At 66.7% G+C, this 16,188-nt stretch carries 16 protein-coding genes; 12 read left to right on the top strand and 4 right to left on the bottom strand.

Annotated features, from left to right (window positions below; translation table 11 throughout):
- Positions 1 to 119 precede the first annotated feature (119 nt).
- Positions 120 to 830 (bottom strand): glutathione S-transferase, encoded by a 711-nt coding sequence (locus AC6CR5_RS13665; protein ID WP_150101829.1) that lies wholly within the window; start codon positions 828 to 830, stop codon positions 120 to 122.
- A gap of 24 nt (positions 831 to 854) precedes the next feature.
- Complete coding sequence (locus AC6CR5_RS13670) at positions 855 to 1,937, bottom strand: GlxA family transcriptional regulator (protein ID WP_053500088.1); 1,083 nt, start codon at positions 1,935 to 1,937, stop codon at positions 855 to 857.
- A 124-nt stretch (positions 1,938 to 2,061) separates the two neighbouring features.
- On the opposite strand from AC6CR5_RS13670, the gene AC6CR5_RS13675 reads away from it, so the two are divergent.
- The 7 genes from AC6CR5_RS13675 (at position 2,062) to AC6CR5_RS13705 (ending at position 8,153) form a co-directional block, all read left to right on the top strand.
- A complete protein-coding gene (locus tag AC6CR5_RS13675) occupies positions 2,062 to 3,117 on the top strand; it encodes an ABC transporter substrate-binding protein (protein ID WP_054498056.1) in 1,056 nt (351 codons plus the stop codon).
- 16 nt (positions 3,118 to 3,133) lie between these two features.
- Positions 3,134 to 4,183 carry an ABC transporter ATP-binding protein gene (locus AC6CR5_RS13680; RefSeq protein WP_238920618.1) on the top strand — a complete coding sequence of 350 codons (1,050 nt, stop codon included), beginning with the start codon at positions 3,134 to 3,136 and terminating at the stop codon, positions 4,181 to 4,183.
- A complete protein-coding gene (locus tag AC6CR5_RS13685) occupies positions 4,180 to 5,028 on the top strand; it encodes an ABC transporter permease (protein WP_054507814.1) in 849 nt (282 codons plus the stop codon). Before AC6CR5_RS13680 ends, AC6CR5_RS13685 begins: the two co-directional genes overlap by 4 nt.
- Positions 5,025 to 5,816, top strand: coding sequence for an ABC transporter permease (locus AC6CR5_RS13690; protein WP_054428328.1), 792 nt, complete (start codon positions 5,025 to 5,027; stop codon positions 5,814 to 5,816). The genes AC6CR5_RS13685 and AC6CR5_RS13690 overlap by 4 nt, the downstream gene beginning before the upstream one ends.
- A gap of 39 nt (positions 5,817 to 5,855) precedes the next feature.
- On the top strand, positions 5,856 to 6,869 hold the full coding sequence (locus tag AC6CR5_RS13695; RefSeq protein WP_238920620.1) for a proline racemase family protein: 1,014 nt from the start codon (positions 5,856 to 5,858) through the stop codon (positions 6,867 to 6,869).
- A 386-nt stretch (positions 6,870 to 7,255) separates the two neighbouring features.
- The gene (locus tag AC6CR5_RS13700; RefSeq protein WP_241061344.1) at positions 7,256 to 7,729 is read left to right on the top strand and encodes a type II toxin-antitoxin system RelE/ParE family toxin; all 474 of its coding nucleotides are present in this window, start codon (positions 7,256 to 7,258) and stop codon (positions 7,727 to 7,729) included.
- Complete coding sequence (locus AC6CR5_RS13705; protein WP_006383925.1) at positions 7,713 to 8,153, top strand: CBS domain-containing protein; 441 nt, start codon at positions 7,713 to 7,715, stop codon at positions 8,151 to 8,153. The genes AC6CR5_RS13700 and AC6CR5_RS13705 overlap by 17 nt, the downstream gene beginning before the upstream one ends.
- Positions 8,154 to 8,186: 33 nt before the next feature.
- Here the strand turns inward: AC6CR5_RS13705 and AC6CR5_RS13710 are convergent, their stop codons facing one another.
- The gene (locus AC6CR5_RS13710; protein ID WP_020926862.1) at positions 8,187 to 8,951 is read right to left on the bottom strand and encodes a TSUP family transporter; all 765 of its coding nucleotides are present in this window, start codon (positions 8,949 to 8,951) and stop codon (positions 8,187 to 8,189) included.
- Positions 8,952 to 9,243: 292 nt separating this feature from the next.
- Between AC6CR5_RS13710 and AC6CR5_RS13715 the strand changes: the two genes are divergently transcribed.
- From AC6CR5_RS13715 to AC6CR5_RS13730, 4 genes are all read left to right on the top strand, one after another.
- Complete coding sequence (locus AC6CR5_RS13715; RefSeq protein WP_172999835.1) at positions 9,244 to 10,128, top strand: FxLYD domain-containing protein; 885 nt, start codon at positions 9,244 to 9,246, stop codon at positions 10,126 to 10,128.
- A complete protein-coding gene (locus tag AC6CR5_RS13720) occupies positions 10,118 to 11,017 on the top strand; it encodes an FxLYD domain-containing protein (RefSeq protein ID WP_035359327.1) in 900 nt (299 codons plus the stop codon). The genes AC6CR5_RS13715 and AC6CR5_RS13720 overlap by 11 nt, the downstream gene beginning before the upstream one ends.
- 315 nt (positions 11,018 to 11,332) lie before the next feature.
- Complete coding sequence (gene acnB, locus AC6CR5_RS13725) at positions 11,333 to 13,924, top strand: bifunctional aconitate hydratase 2/2-methylisocitrate dehydratase (protein WP_006383921.1); 2,592 nt, start codon at positions 11,333 to 11,335, stop codon at positions 13,922 to 13,924.
- Positions 13,925 to 14,151: 227 nt separating this feature from the next.
- Entirely contained in the window at positions 14,152 to 14,751 is a 600-nt protein-coding gene (locus tag AC6CR5_RS13730; RefSeq protein WP_006383920.1) for a transglycosylase SLT domain-containing protein, read from the top strand.
- A gap of 88 nt (positions 14,752 to 14,839) precedes the next feature.
- Here the strand turns inward: AC6CR5_RS13730 and AC6CR5_RS13735 are convergent, their stop codons facing one another.
- Complete coding sequence (locus AC6CR5_RS13735) at positions 14,840 to 15,499, bottom strand: thiopurine S-methyltransferase (protein WP_026383802.1); 660 nt, start codon at positions 15,497 to 15,499, stop codon at positions 14,840 to 14,842.
- Between the two features lie 277 nt (positions 15,500 to 15,776).
- Between AC6CR5_RS13735 and AC6CR5_RS13740 the strand changes: the two genes are divergently transcribed.
- Positions 15,777 to 16,016 carry a sigma factor gene (locus AC6CR5_RS13740; RefSeq protein ID WP_227739991.1) on the top strand — a complete coding sequence of 80 codons (240 nt, stop codon included), beginning with the start codon at positions 15,777 to 15,779 and terminating at the stop codon, positions 16,014 to 16,016.
- Positions 16,017 to 16,188 lie beyond the last annotated feature (172 nt).

A 16,188-nucleotide genomic window follows, 5' to 3' on the forward strand; every position in this document is an offset into this window, starting at 1 on the left:
CAAAAAAATTCCGCTCACCGCTATTTCACCGTGTTTCATCGGCGCGCAAGCCGCGGCCTTCCGGATTATTAATAGGGGTTAATACGAATCCGCCCGCCCCGGATTGCGAACCGGAATCGTTATTCCGCGTCCAGTTCCGGATAATGGCGGAATATGCCTTCGCCGAACGGCAGGCGGCGACCGCTGGTGAAATAGGGCTGCAGCGCCGGCAATTCGGCGACACGGCGGTGCAAGGCCATGACATTGGGAAACCTGACCGCCTGCGTCCGCATGCGACGCGGAAAGGCATAGAGCAGGCCATCGACCAGTTGAAACAGCGACAGGTCGACGTAGCTCCAGCGCTTGCCGCCCGCGAGCCAGGCGTCCGGGCCGCTCAGCACCCGCTCGAAGTAACCCAGGAATTTCGGAATGCGCGCTTCGCGGAAATCACGGGCGCGCCGCGCCGCCTCTTCTTTCTGGTCTTCGTAATAATCGCTGGCGGAAATGGGGTGGTGAGTATCGTGCGCCTCGGCCACCATATCGGCGATGGTCAGCTGCAATTGATTCACCCACAGCCGGCCTTCGACACTGGCGGGCGCGAGGCCGTGCTTTTCACCCAGGAACAGCAGAATGTTGGCGGTTTGCGCCAGGGTCATCTTGCCTGCCACCAGGTACGGCGGCGCAAAGGGCGGATGCTTGCGGTCGGACAGCATGTCCTTGACCAGCGCGTCTTCGTCGCCGGCCGGCTCGCGCGCGCGCTCCCGATACGGAATCCCGCCCGCTTCCAGCGCCAGGCGCACGAATTCCCCGCGTCCGGGTATGCCGTCCCAATACCAAAGGTCGTATGTCATGCCGGTCTCCTTGCGGGCGCAAGGCTACGCGGGAAAGACGCTGATTTCGCCTTCGTGCCGCGCGGCCTGCCGCCCGTGGCTTTGCTGATACTGGCGTGGGGATTGCCCGAAATGCGCGCGGAAATCGCGTGAAAAATGCGCGCCGTCGGCAAATCCGCAATCCAGCGCGATTTGCGTGATGCTGCAGGCATTATTAAGCAACAACCAGCTGCCATATTCCAGCCGCAATTGCCGCTGGAACGCCATCGGCGACATGCCGGTGGCCAGGCGGAAGGCCCGTTCCAGCTGGCGCCGGCCCACGCCGACGTAACGCGCGATGGCGTCCAGCGGCGGCGGATTGTCGATGCGCTGCTCGATGAAATGCGCCGCCTGCCGCACGCGCAGGTCCTGGATGCCGGACAGGTCGGTGCGGAAATGCGCCTGCGGCACGCGGCCCGGCCGCGCGCCCTGCAACATCATGTGGCGCATGGCCTGCTGCGCCTTGTCGCGGCCGCAATGGCGCGCCACCAGGTACAGGCCCAGGTCGATGGCGGCGGTGGAACCCGCGCAGGAAATCAGGTCGCCCTCGTCGACGAACAGGCGATCGACCACCGCGCGGGTCTGCGCGAAGCGCTCGCGGAAGGCTTCCAGCACATTCCAGTGCACGCAGACCGTGCGCGGCCCGATCACGTCGGCCTGCGCCAGGGCGAAGGTGCCGGTGCAGATGCCCAGCAGCCGCACCCGCAGCGCCGCCGCCAGCCGCAGCCAATCGCGCAGCGGCTCGGGCATGCGGCCGCTCGAATAATCATTGCCGCCGCAGACCGCGATGTAGTCGAACTGCGCCGGATCGTCGGGCAGGCCGGCTTCCACTTCGATGGTCAGGCCGGCGCTGGAGCAGCGCGGCTTGCCGTCCCAGCTCATCACGCGCCAGGCGGTATGGATCTGGCGGCTGCGGCCGCCATGGTCGCCGGCCAGCCGCAACACGTCGACGAAACCGGCGAACGCCGCCAGCGTGAACTGGTCCAGCAGCACGATGCCGATGGTCAGGGCGGGTTTTCCCTGAGGCGGGCGCGCTTTGCCGTCTTCATAGGAGAGCGGCAAGGACGGGGGTGGCGCGACGACGGACATGACGCAATTATTCAAGTTTATGTCCCGCGCCTTCAAGCTCGTTTTCCCGAGCATCGCCCAAGATGCGCCTGTGGTACTTGAGTCAATGAGTCGCGGATCGACAAATCTACAAGGGGAATCCGACATGGCAACAAACACCCGCAGCGCGCTGGGCGCGGCTGCGCTCGGCGCGGGGCTGCTCCTGGCTTCGCACGCGGCGCTGGCGCAACAGCAGAAAATCACCGTCGCCTGGTATGGCGGCAACTGGGGCGACGCGTTCCGCGCCTGCGTGGCCGAGCCCTTCACCAAAGCGACCGGCGTCACCGTGGTGCCGGAAGTCGGCACCTCCACCACCACGCTGGCCAAGCTGCAGCAGCAGAAGGCCGCGCCCACCATCGACGTGGCCTGGATGGACGGCGGCATCAGCGAGCTGGCGCAGCAGGCCGGCGTGCTGGATGCGCTGGACGGCGGCGCCATTCCCAACCTGAAGAACGTCATCGAGCAGGGCGTGTACCGCGACGGCAATGCCGCCTTCGCGGTCAGCACCGGTTATTACTCGCTCGGCATCACCTACAGCACCAAGGAGGTGACGCAGCCGCCGAGCAGCTGGAAGGACCTGTGGAAGCCCGAGTATGCCGGCGCAGTGGCGGTGCCCTCGCCCGCCAACTCGTCGGGCGTGCCGTTCATCTTCTTCCTGGCGCGGGTGTGGGCGATCGACCCGTCGAACCTGGGGCCGCTCTATTCCAAGCTGGCCTCGCTGGACACCGCGCTGTTCTTCGACAGCTCGGGCGCGGCCACCAACGCCTTCCAGAGCGGCGAAGCGGTGATCGGCGCGCACTTCAACGTCGGCGCCTGGGACCTGATCGACAAGGGCCTGCCGATCGGCTTCAGCGTGCCCAAGGAAGGCGTGTGGGCCACCGACGCCCGCCTGCACCTGGTCAAGGGCGCGCCCAACAAGGCCGCCGCGCAGAAGTTCATCGACACCGCGCTGACGCCGGACGCGGCCGCCTGCCTGGCGACCAAGCTGTACCTGGGCCCGGCGGTCAAGGACGTGCAGGTATCCAAGGACGTGGCCCGCAAGCTGCCCTGGGGCGCCGACGGCTCGGTCAAGAACCTGAGTCTGTTCGACTGGAACATCATCAACGCCCGCCGCGCCGAGGTCACCGACGCGTGGAACCGGCAGGTCGCCCGCAAGCGCTGAGCAAGGTCCGTTCCCCATGTCCGCTTTGCTTACCATCGAAGGCGTGTCGATGCGCTTCGGCGCCTACCAGGCGCTGGACCGAATCGACCTGGCGATCCAGCAGGGAGAGTTCGTGGCGCTGCTCGGCCCCAGCGGCTGCGGCAAGACCACGCTGCTCAAGTCGATCGCCGGTTTCCTGCAGCCGGAATCGGGCCGCATCCTGATCGACGGCCAGGACGTCAGCCGGCTGCCGGCGCACAAGCGCCCGCTCAATACCGTGTTCCAGAACTACGCGCTGTTTCCGCACATGACGGTGCAGGAGAACGTCGCCTACGGTCCGCGGCGCCAGGGCGCGTCGAAATCGGAAGCGGCCGAGCGCGCCCGGGGTGCGCTGGACATGGTCGGCCTGGCCGACTTCGGTCCGCGCTATCCGCGCGAGATGTCCGGGGGCCAGCAGCAGCGCGTGGCACTGGCGCGCGCCATCGTCAACCAGCCCAAGCTGCTGTTGCTGGACGAGCCGCTGTCGGCGCTGGACCTGAAGCTGCGCAAGCGCATGCAGCTCGAACTCAAGCATCTGCAGGCCCGCCTCGGCATCGCCTTCATCTTCGTCACCCACGACCAGGAAGAAGCGATGACCATGGCGGACCGCGTCGTGGTCATGCACGCCGGCCGCATCGAGCAGGTCGGCGCCGGCGCCGACATCTACCGCCAGCCGGCCACGCGTTTCGTCGCCGAGTTCATCGGCGACGCCAATTTCATCGCCTATACCGTGGCCGATGACGGCGCCCTGATGCTGGATGCCCAGGGCCTGCGCGTGCCGCTCGCCCAACGCCCGGCGGCGGGTCGCGGCCTGGCCGTGCTGCGGCCCGAAGACCTGAAGCTGTGCCAACGCGCCGACGCCATGCTGACCGGCACCGTGAGCGACGTGATCAACGTGGGCAGCCACAGCATGATCCACGTCGACATCGGCGGCCAGACGCTGGTGGCGCGCCACGGCGGCCTCGCGCCCGGCGGCCTGCATGCCGGCGGCGAGGTGGCGCTGGCGTTCGCGCCCGAGCACCTGCACCTGATCGGCGGCCAGCCATGACGCGGCGCGCCTGGCTCTCTCCCGGCCTGCTGCTGGCGGCCCCGGTGCTGTTCTTCGCGGCCTTCTTCCTGGCGCCGCTGGCGGTGGTGGCGCTGGCCAGCGCCACCGGCGGACCCGACGGACTGACGCCGACCGCCGCGCAATACATGAAGGTGCTGGCCGACCAATACCACTGGGACGTGATCCTGGTGACGTTCCGGCTGGCCCTGTTCACCACCGTCGCCTGCCTGCTGCTGGGCTATCCGCTGGCCTGGTACCTGGTGCGCGTGGTGCGCTGGCAGGCCTGGCGCCGCGCCTGCGTGATCCTGCTGGTGGTGCCGCTGTTCACCAGCAACATCGTGCGCGCCTTCGGCTGGATGGTGCTGCTGGGCCGCAACGGCCTGGTCAACCAGGGCCTGATGGCGACCGGCGCGGTGGACCGGCCGATGCGCTTCATCGGCACCGAGCTGGGCATCCTGATCGGCATGGTCTACGTGCTGCTGCCGTTCGTGGTGCTGGCGGTAGGCAATGCGCTGGCGCGGGTCGATCCGGCCTGCGAGCAGGCTTCGGCCGACCTGGGCGCGAGTCCGGCCGCGACCTTCCTTCACGTGACCTGGCCACTGACGCTGCCCGGCGTGGTGTCGGGCGCCATCATCGTCTTCACGCTGGCGGTCAGCGCCTACGTGACGCCGGCGCTGCTGTCGGGCGGCCGCGTCACGGTGCTGTCGATGCTGATCTTCCAGCAGTACAGCACGGTGTTCGATTTCCACTACGGCGGCGCGCTGAGCATGGTGCTGCTGGTCTTCACCCTGATCCTGGTGGCGCTGGCCAACCGCGCCGCCACCTTGCCGGGAGCCGCGCGATGATCGCCCGCCACCTGATCCGCCTGACCGCGCTGGCCGTGCTGGCCTACCTGGCGCTGCCGCTCGTGGTGATCCTGGGCGCATCGTTCACCGCCACGCCGTACCTGGCGTTTCCGCCGCAGGGCTGGACGCTGGAGTGGTACCGCACCTTGCTGGTCGAGGCCGGCTATGTGGCCGCGTTCACCACCAGCACGGTGCTGGCGCTGGCCGCCACGGTGGCGGCGGTGCTGCTGACGGTGCCGGCGGCGCTGGCGCTGGCGCGCTACGAGTTTCCGGGCAAGGCCGCGTTGACCTCGGTGCTGATGTCGCCGCTGGTGCTGCCGCACATCGTGCTGGGCGCGGCATTGCTGCAATTCGGCGCGTACTTCGGCCTGACCCGCAGCTTCCTGTCGCTCCTGATCGGCCACGTCGTGATCATCGCGCCGTTCGTGCTGCGCTCCACCCTGACGCTGCTGACGCCGGAACAGCGCGCGCTGGAGGAAGCCTCGGCCGACCTGGGCGCCAATCCGTGGACCACGTTCTTCCTGGTGGTGCTGCCGCAGATCCGCCCGGGCATCGTGACCGGTTCGATCTTCGCCTTCATCTCGTCGTGGATCAATGTGGAGCTGTCGATTTTCAACACCACGGCGGACCTGAACACCATCCCCGTGAAGCTTTTCAACTACGTGCAATACACGATTGATCCGACCATCGCAGCCGTATCGGGCGCCACGATCGTGGCTGCGGTCGTCGCCATCGTGATCCTGGATTTGACCGTCGGGCTGGACATGCTGTCCGAACGCGGCAAATAACTTTCCTCTTCCCCCTATCTACCGCCTGGAGTCACTGTCATGCGCAAGCAAGACGCGTTCGATGTCATCTATACCCATACGGAAGGCGAGCCCCTGTGCATCGTGCACAGCGGCATTCCGTACCCCGCCGGCTCCACCATCCTGGAGAAGCGCGCGTTCCTGGAGCGGCACTACGACTGGCTGCGCAAGGCGCTGATGCGCGAGCCGCGCGGCCACAAGGACATGTTCGGCGTGTTCCTGACGCCGCCGTCCAGCCCCGAGTACGACGCCGGCCTGATCTACATCGACGGCACCGAGTATTCGCACATGTGCGGCCACGGCACCATCGCGGTCAGCATGGCCATGGTGGCCAACGGCCTGGTGCCGCGCGGCCAGGACGGCATCACCCGCATCCGCTTCGAGACCACCGCCGGCCTGGTGGTGTCGGAAGTGGCCTCGGAAGGCGACAACGTGCTGTGGACGCGCTTCGAGAACGTGCCGGCCTATGTCGCGGCGCAGGACATCCCGGTGGAATTGCCGGGCTACGGCAAGCTGTCGGCCGACATCGTCTGGGGCGGCAACTACTTCGGCATCGTCGATCTGTCGAACTGCGACCTGCGCATCTCGCCCGACAACGGCACCGAGCTGTCGCGCATGGGCCTGATCGTGCGCGACCAGCTCAATGCCCGACAGCGCATCCAGCATCCGACCGAAGCGCATATCAACAACCTGAACTTCATCACGTTCTGGCACCAGCCGACGATCGAGGGCGCGTTCTACAAGAACGTGCACGTGTTCAGCGCCGGCCAGCTCGACCGTTCGCCCGGCGGCACCGGCACCAGCGCGATGATGGCCATGTTCGAGGCGCGCGGCAAGATGGGGCTGAACCAGCCGATCAAGTCCGAAGGCCTGCTGGGCAGCGGCACCTTCGAAGGCTGCCTGCTGGGCGAGGTCGACCTGAACGGCACCCGGGCGGTGCGGCCGACGGTGAAGGGCACGGCCAGCATCCTGGGCACGGCGCGCTGGGTCATCGACAAGAACGATCCGGTGGGCGCGGGCTTCCTGATCCGCTGAAGATGCGGGGCGGCCGGCGCGAGCCGGCCGCTCGCGCGCGTTCGTCGAAAGATAGGACGAGGGGAATAGCTGAAAGGACTTGTCGCGTCGTCGTGCCGCACATAGGCTATCCAGGTCGCCCACGCCTTTGGAATTCTCTACATGCCACGCCGTCCAACGCCATCCCAACGGCCCCCCGTGCGGGAACACTGCCAATCGGATCCTCCCCCCGGAGCTGCCGCCTCCCTACCTACCCGGCGTTGATCAGCGGGACGAAAACGCCTGGCTCAAGCGGCTCGAAGCGATAAGCCGGGCCAGCAAGGCGGATCCATCCCGCCTGCTCACCCCTGGCGAGGTTCTGGCCGCGCTCGCCGCGGAGCGCGCCAGACGACCTTCAGGCCGCTGACATGTTCTGCGTCGTGTTCACGCCGGACGCGCTCCGCGACATCGTCAACATGCAACGGTATTTCAGCGCGGCGGGGACTTCCGCAACAGCGGACGGCTATGTCGACGGCGTGATCCAGGCCGGCCTGGACCTGGCCCATTTTCCAAGACGCGGAGCGCGGCGCCATGCCGCCAACCCCAATCTCCGCTTCCTGCATCATCAGAAGCGTTGCATCATCGCCTACTCGCTGAACGATGACGGGTCCTTGACCATTCTTGGCGTGTTCTACGGAGGCCGCGACTATAGCCACCTGCTCCATGAACCCGCCAGGCCATACCGCGTGAGAACCTACCAGAAACTTGCGGCAATCCCGTCGCCGGGCTTAGGATGGAGCCACGGCCAGACCGTGCGCCGGCTGAAGGCGCCCGGCACGGACTCGGGCCGGCGCGTGAACCTTGCCAGCGATTCGGGAGCACATCGTGAAGAAAGTTGCTGAGATTCTCAGGGAAAAGGCCAACCCCGCCGTCGTGACCGTCTCACCGGACTCGTCCGTGTACGACGCCATCAAAACCATGGCCGAGCGCAGTATCGGCGCCGTGGTGGTGGCGCAGGGCGACGAGGTGCTGGGCATGCTGACCGAGCGCGACTACGCCCGCAAGATCGTGCTGCAGGACCGCTCGTCGCGTACCACCAAGGTGCGCGAAATCATGACCGATTCCGTCTTCTACGTGCGTCCGGAAGACACCCGCGAACACTGCATGGCGCTGATGACCGAACGTCACTTCCGCCATCTGCCGGTCATCCAGGACCAGAAGCTGGTCGGTCTGGTTTCCATCGGCGACCTGGTCAAGGACGTCATGAGCGAACAGAAGTTCATCATCACCGAACTCGAACGCTACATCACCGGCGAGCGCGGCTGAACGCCATCTCCGGCATCACCGGGGGCCTCGCGGCTAACCCGCCGCGAGGAGCCGCGACGCCGGCACCACCAAGCCCAGGCCGGCCGCCAGCAGCAGCACGAACACCATCCGCTTGACGGTCTTCATCGACCCGGCGGTGGCATAGCGGCGCGCCACCCACGTCACGCCGATCACCACCGGCAGGGCCTGCAGGCTCAGCCAGAACGAGGTCGCCATGAAGGCGCCCTGTCCCGCCACCAGCGTCAGGCGCACGACGGCATTCAGCGAAAACAGCACCAGCAGGCTGTTGCGGATCGACGCCAGCGGCAGCGGCTGGCGGTACAGGTGATAGACCATGGGCGGCCCGGCGCTGGAGAACAGGCCGCCCAGCACGCCCGAAACGCCGCCGAAGAACAGGAACGACGCGCGCGACGAGAGGCGCGCCAGGGGCTGGGCGCGCGCCACCAGCAATACGGCGCAGGCCATGATGGTGAGGCCCAGCAGCAATTGCAGCAGCACCGCCATGGCGCCACTGATCCAGGCGAGCGCGGCCACGCCCACCGCCACGCCCGCCAGGCTGCTGAGCAGCGCCGGCGCCATCAACGGCCAGTTGACCTGGGGCTTGGCGCGCGCCAGCGTAACCACGGCGTTCACCAGCGAGAGGACGCTGACCACATTGGCCACCTCGGACACGGATGCCAGCTGGAACACCCCGGACAGGCCCAGCAGCACCAGGCCAAAGGCGAAACCGGTCATGGTCTGGGCGTACGTCGCCAGCGCCACGCAGGCGAGGAACAACACGTGTTGGAGGATGCTCATGCTGGGGCGGAGCCTGACCTGCCTCGGCTCGGCCCCGCCGCGAAATATCGCGATCCGGAGCGGAACGACTTGGGAGAAACGGCGTATCTAGAGGGGTGTTCGACGCCGGCGATGATAGCACCGGGTCCAGGGCTTGCCGGGCGGTTTTCCTACATTTTGTAATAATCGGATGCGCTCATGCACCCCGTCCGCCGCGCCCGGCCGCTATCCTTGCCGCCCAGTACGCCCGCCGCGCCCGGGCGGGCCGCGCCATCCCGGCGCCACCCTGGACGCGGCCCGCCCGTCCCCACGCATGACACCCAAACAGACCACGATCAATACGGTGACGCTGACCTGCTCGACCTGCGGCAGCGCCCAGTTCACCAAGCTGGACACCAACGAGTACCAGTGCAGCCATTGCCACGCCGTCACCCTGGTCGAGGACAACGTCGCCCAGCGCCTGGAGAAGATCCTGCGCGGCATGCAGCAGCCGGCGCCAGCCGCCAAGCTGCAGCCCGGCGCGATCATCGCGATCGGGCTGGTGGTGCTTGCCGCCATCCTGGTGCCGGTCACCGCCTCGTTGTTCACCAGTGGTTCGTCGACCCGCCCGCCTTCGCGCGCGGCGCCTCCGCCGATCGATGCGGCGCTGGTTAAGCTGACGGATGTGCAGGAGGTGCGTTCGCGCGGCCGTAGCCAACTGGTGATGCTGATGCGCAACGAGACCGGCAAGAAGATCGATGCGCCGCGCGTCACCGCCACGTTCTACCAGGGCGAGCTGACCCTGTCGTCCTCCTCGGGTTCGCCGATGGCGCGCACCCTGCTGCCGGGCGAATACACCCCGGTGACGATCTCCCTGCCGGACACCGCCTATAGCCGCTACGTCCTGAAGCCGGCCACGCCGTCGCTGGCGCACAGCAACGCCCGCGAGGTCGCCGCCGACAAAGTGCAGTTGGTGCGCAACGATGGCGCCTATCGGCTGGTGGGCCTGCTGCGCAACAAGGGCACGGCCGCGGCCAGCAGCACCCAGGTGACGGTGATGCTGTACGGCGAGGACGGCAAGCTGATCGGCACCGGCAATGGCTACGGGTCGGCCAGTCCGCTCGCCCCCGGCGCACTGACCTCGTTCGACGTGCGCTGCGACATGCTGGCCGAAGGCAAGGTCGGATCCTACGATTACATGGTGCAAAGTGAAGGCTGACCGTTCCCCTGCACGGCCCCTGTCGCGGCCCGCCCGGGCCGGGCTGGTGCTGATCATCCTGGCCGCCGGCGGCTATGCCCTGGCCAAGTACAACGGCCTGCTGCCCTGGGACGCGCCCAAGGCAGCCCAGGCCGCGCCGGCGCCCGCCGCCGCGACGCCGGTTCCCGAAGGCCCCGCCAGCCGCATCGTGCGTGTCAGCCCCGCCAACCCACGCATCATCGACGATGTGCGATTGACCACGGCCGAACTGCTGGATCCGGACTTCGCCCTTTTCGATCCAGCGGCGCTGGCCTTGTCGCCGCCGCGCCGCCTGCTCGACGAGATCGAACGCCCGCTGCTGCTGGCCGAGGTGGTCAACCGCAGCGACAAGTACGTGGCGTTGTCGCCGGGTATGGAGATCTCGGTGTTCGACGGCTCGCGCCCCCTGCGTCTGCGCCAGGAATGGTCGCTGCCGGCCATGCTCTATCCCGGCGAGCGCATTCCGGTACTGTTGAACGGCGAGAATTTCGAGCGCTATTCCGAGGTCAAGACCCACTGGAAGCCGGCCAAGCGCGCGGCCCTGCCCGGCTCGCGCCCGGCGCTGGACATCAGCGTCGAAAACACCGAGGCCGGCATCGGCACCGGCACCCTGAATTTCACCTACCGCTATCGCTACAAGTACGTCACCGTGCATGGCCGGGTGCGCAACAACGACAACGCCGAGATCGACAACGTCAAAGTCTGGGTCAGCCTCTACGACGCCCAGGACAAGCTGACCGGCGCGCGCTATTCGGAGCTGCGCCTGCCCAAGCTCAAGCCGGGCGAGAGCGCGCCGTTCCAGCTGGACGTCAAGCAGTATGGCGCCAACTTCGCCCGCGTGGGCGTGGTGTACGACGCCAAGGCCAACTGAGCCACGGCCGCGGCCCGCCCGCAATTGATTGAGGCAGCGCAAAGGCACCGTTACCCCACCGCGGGTACGGCGCCTGACGCAGCGCCCGCAACGTCCCGCCCTGGACGCCCCCCCGGCGCGGAAGGCTGAATCGACCCCATTTTCACCCACGGCAGACCGCCGCCGCCATGCCGGGCGACGCCCCGGCGTGGCCCGCAGGCAACGCCTATCGACCCAAGTCTTATATAAGATATAAGACGTTTGCTAGCGGCCCCCTCTTCCCTCTACAATTCCGGCGACAACCCTTCTTCCAACCCGACTTTAAGCAGGCCTCACATGCTGGATACTTACCGCCAACACGTTGCCGAACGCGCGGCCCTGGGGATTCCCCCGCTGCCCCTGACGGCAAAACAAACCGCTGAACTGATCGAACTGCTGAAGAACCCGCCCGCGGGCGAAGAGCAGAACCTGGTCGATCTGCTGACCCACCGTGTTCCGGCCGGCGTGGACGATGCCGCCAAGGTCAAGGCCTCGTATCTGGCCGCCGTGGCCCTGGGCACCGAAGCTTGTGCCCTGATCAGCCGCGCCAAGGCGACCGAACTGCTCGGCACCATGCTGGGCGGCTACAACATTGGCCCGCTGGTCCAACTGCTCGACGACAAGGAAATCGGCACGATCGCCGCCGACGCCCTGAAAAAGACCCTGCTGATGTTCGACGCCTTCCACGACGTCAAGGAAAAGGCCGACAAGGGCAACGCCAACGCCAAGTCCGTGATGCAGAGCTGGGCCGACGCCGAATGGTTCACCAGCCGCCCGGAACTGCCCGAAAGCCTGACCATCACGGTCTTCAAGGTGCCCGGCGAAACCAACACCGACGACCTGTCGCCGGCCCCGGACGCCACCACCCGCCCCGACATCCCGATGCACGCCCTGGCGATGCTCAAGAACAAGCGCGACGGCGCCGCCTTCCAACCGGAAGAAGACGGCAAGCGCGGTCCCGTGAAGTTCATCGAATCGCTGAAGGAAAAGGGCCACCTGGTCGCCTACGTCGGCGACGTGGTCGGCACCGGCTCCTCGCGCAAGTCGGCCACCAACTCGGTGCTGTGGTTCACCGGCGAAGACATCCCCTTCGTGCCGAACAAGCGTTTTGGCGGCGTGTGCCTGGGCAACAAGATCGCCCCGATCTTCTACAACACCATGGAAGACGCCGGCGCCCTGCCGATCGAACTCGACGTTTCCAAGATGGAAATGGGCGACGTGGTCGAGCTGCGCCCCTATGAAGGCAAGGCCATCAAGAACGGCGAAGTCATCGCCGAATTCGAAGTGAAGTCCGACGTGCTGTTCGACGAAGTGCGCGCCGGCGGCCGCATTCCGCTGATCATCGGCCGCGGCCTGACCGCCAAGGCGCGCGAAGCGCTGGGCCTGGCGCCGTCGACGCTGTTCCGCCTGCCCAAGGACCCGGCCGACACCGGCAAGGGCTTCTCGCTGGCCCAAAAGATGGTCGGCCGCGCCTGCGGCCTGCCGGAAGGCCGTGGCATCCGTCCGGGCACCTACTGCGAACCGAAGATGACCTCGGTCGGCAGCCAGGACACCACCGGCCCCATGACCCGCGACGAACTCAAGGACCTGGCCTGCCTGGGCTTCTCGGCCGACCTGGTGATGCAGTCGTTCTGCCACACCGCCGCCTATCCCAAGCCCGTGGACGTCAAGACGCACCACACGCTGCCCGAGTTCATCAGCACCCGCGGCGGCGTCTCACTGCGTCCGGGCGACGGCGTGATCCACTCGTGGCTGAACCGCATGCTGTTGCCCGACACCGTCGGCACCGGCGGCGACTCGCACACCCGCTTCCCCATCGGCATCTCGTTCCCGGCCGGCTCGGGCCTGGTCGCCTTCGCCGCCGCCACCGGCGTGATGCCGCTGGACATGCCGGAATCGGTGCTGGTGCGATTCAAGGGCAAGCTGCAACCCGGCGTCACCCTGCGTGACCTGGTCAACGCGATCCCGCTGTACGCCATCAAGCAGGGCCTGCTGACGGTCGCCAAGCAAGGCAAGAAGAACATCTTCTCCGGCCGCATCCTGGAAATCGAAGGCCTGCCCGACCTGAAGGTCGAACAAGCCTTCGAACTGTCGGACGCCTCGGCCGAGCGTTCGGCCGCTGGCTGCTCGGTGCGCCTGAACAAGGAACCGATCATCGAGTACATCAACAGCAACATCGTGATGCTCAAGTGGATGATCGCCAACGGCTACGAAGACGAGCGCACGCTGGGCCGCCGCATCAAGGCGATGGAAGCCTGGCTGGCCAATCCCCAGCTGCTGGAACCGGACGCCGACGCCGAATACGCCGCCGTCATCGAGATCGACCTGGCCGACGTGCACGAGCCCATCGTGGCCTGCCCGAACGACCCGGACGACGTCAAGACGCTGTCGGAAGTCGCCGGCGCCAAGATCGACGAAGTGTTCATCGGCAGCTGCATGACCAACATCGGCCACTTCCGCGCGGCGTCCAAGCTGCTCGAAGGCAAGCGCGACATCCCGGTCAAGCTGTGGGTGGCCCCGCCCACCAAGATGGATGCCACCCAGCTGACCGAGGAAGGCCACTACGGCGTGTTCGGCACCGCCGGCGCCCGCACCGAAATGCCGGGCTGCTCGCTGTGCATGGGCAACCAGGCGCAGGTCCGTGAAGGCGCGACGGTGATGTCCACCAGCACCCGCAACTTCCCGAACCGCCTGGGCAAGAACACCAACGTGTACCTGGGTTCGGCCGAACTGGCCGCGATCTGCTCGAAGCTGGGCCGCATCCCGACCAAGGACGAGTACATGGCCGACATGGGCGTCATCAACAAGAGCGGCGACCAGATCTACCAGTACCTGAACTTCGACAAGATCGCCGACTACAAGGACGTGGCGGACGTGATCGAGGTGTAAACCTCGCCACGTAGGCTCGCCTGCGACACGGCCCCGGAGTGATCCGGGGCCGTTTTCATTGGCGCGGCCCACGGGTTTGGCGAAGCCGCAGATAGGACTGACACACCCTGCCATGCGTCCGAAAGTAGGGGACGGAACTTTCACGGCGATACGTTTTCATACAATCACCGCAAATCGTGACAAGCAAGACGTAACCGCCGCCCGCCGGCACCGGGAGAAAACCGCCAATGACACGGCTCTTGATGCCGCTGCCGCTGCTGACCGCGCTGGCCGGCTGCGCCACCGCCCCGCCCTCGAATCCCGAGAACATCTGCGCCATCTTCCGCGAAAAGCCGGATTGGCACGACGCCGCGCTGAAGGTGCAGAAGAAATGGGGCGCGCCGGTGCCGGTGCCAATGGCGATGATGTACCAGGAATCCAGCTTCAAGCAGGACGCGGTGCCGCCGCGCTATTACTTCCTGGGCATCATTCCGTGGGGCCGGGTCAGTTCCGCCTACGGCTACGCCCAGGCCAAGGACGAAACCTGGGCCGATTACAAGAAGGATGCCGGCGGCTGGGGCGCCAGCCGCGACAATTTCGCCGATGCGCTCGATTTCATGGGCTGGTACATGAACAAGACCCAGCGCCTGAATGGCATCTCCAAATGGGACGCCTATGGCCAGTACCTGAACTACCACGAGGGCTGGACCGGCTATCGCAACCGCAGCTACGACCGCAAGGCGTGGTTGAAGACCGTATCAAAGAAAGTGCAGGCGCGCGCCGACAAGTTCGCCAGCCAGTACAAGAGCTGCGAGAAGGACCTGACCCGCGGCGGCTGGTTCTTCTGAGCCGGCGGGCGGGACACGGCGCCAGGCGGCAGGCCGCGCACGCCCCGAGCGCCCGACGGGCGGCGTCGACGCGCCGCCCGGCAACCTCTCAGGCCTGGACCCCCAGCCGGTAGACGACGGTGTCCAGCCGGCTGACGCCGCGTTCGGCGAACTTGGGTTCCTTGGCCAGGATGTCGCGGCGGTCGATGATGACCGCTGGCGACACGCCGGTGAACAGATTGCGCATCTCGGCGTCGACCACCGCGAATGGCGGCCCATCCATTTCTTCCTGCGGATAGTCCAGGGTGATCAACAGCCCACGGTAGCCGGGCGCCAGCTGGCCATAGACGTGGCGCACATAGTCGCCGCGCATGTCGGCGGGTAGCGCCACCAGCGCGGCACGATCGTACGCGCCCACGCAGTGCGACAGCAGCGGCGCGTCCAGCTTGAAGATGTCACCGCAGATGATCTCGATATTGCCCGCCACGTAGTGCCTGCCATAGGCGCTCTCGTGGATCACCGGTTTGAGCTCGTTCTCGTTGAAGAACTGCTCGACGGCCAATTGCGACAGTTCCACGCCCAGGACCTGGTAGCCCTGCGCCGCCAGCCAGACCATGTCCAGCGACTTGCCGCACAGCGGCACCAGCACCTTGCCGCCTGCGGGCACCGAGAGTGTCGGCCAGTATTTCTGCAGCAGCGGCGTCACTCGTGTCTGATGAAAATGCGTGCGCCCGTCACGCCAGCGCTCCAACCAGAATTCCGCGTCCATGTTTGTTCTTGTCCTCCGGAAAAATAGCGAATCGCACGATTCGCGGACAATGCCGCGCGCCGGTGCGCGGCATGGCAATGCTCTCTGGATACTAACCGGCCGAAAACCGATCGAGGTTTCGAACAGACGCCCGAAAGGCGCGTTTACCGGTATGCCGTGCCGGCCATGCCCGGATTGCGTGCCGGACTGGCCGTCAAACGCACTATTGTAGTGATCGCGACAGGGTGACGCGCGGGCTCCACGCCGGCATGCTTTAGCCGGCCTGCCCCCCACCGACGTGATCGACCTTCTCCATGATCCGATGCCCGACGCCCAGCGTCTCCAGGACCTGCGCGCCGAATGCGCGCAACAGCGCGGATCCGCGCTGGCCGAACTGTACCGGCTGGCGTCCCGGCATCTGGTTGCGCTCGCCAGGCGTATGTTGAGAGACCAGGCAGCCGCCGAGGACGTGCTGCAGGAATGTTTCGTTTCGATCCGGCGGCCGGCCAATACCGCGCCGAGCAGAGCCAGGCGATGACCTGGATGCCCCGCATCGTCCGCGACCGCTGCATCGACCGGCTGCGGCGTCCCGACATCGAACCCGGGCAGCGCGCCGCGGGGCGCTCCGACCGGTCCGATCGTGCTCGGCGGCAAGGTGATCCGGGCCCGCGCCACGGGCCGGCGCCAAAGGGCTCCACCTAGGGTTTGTC

Source organism: Achromobacter sp. EG18, from assembly GCF_059759395.1.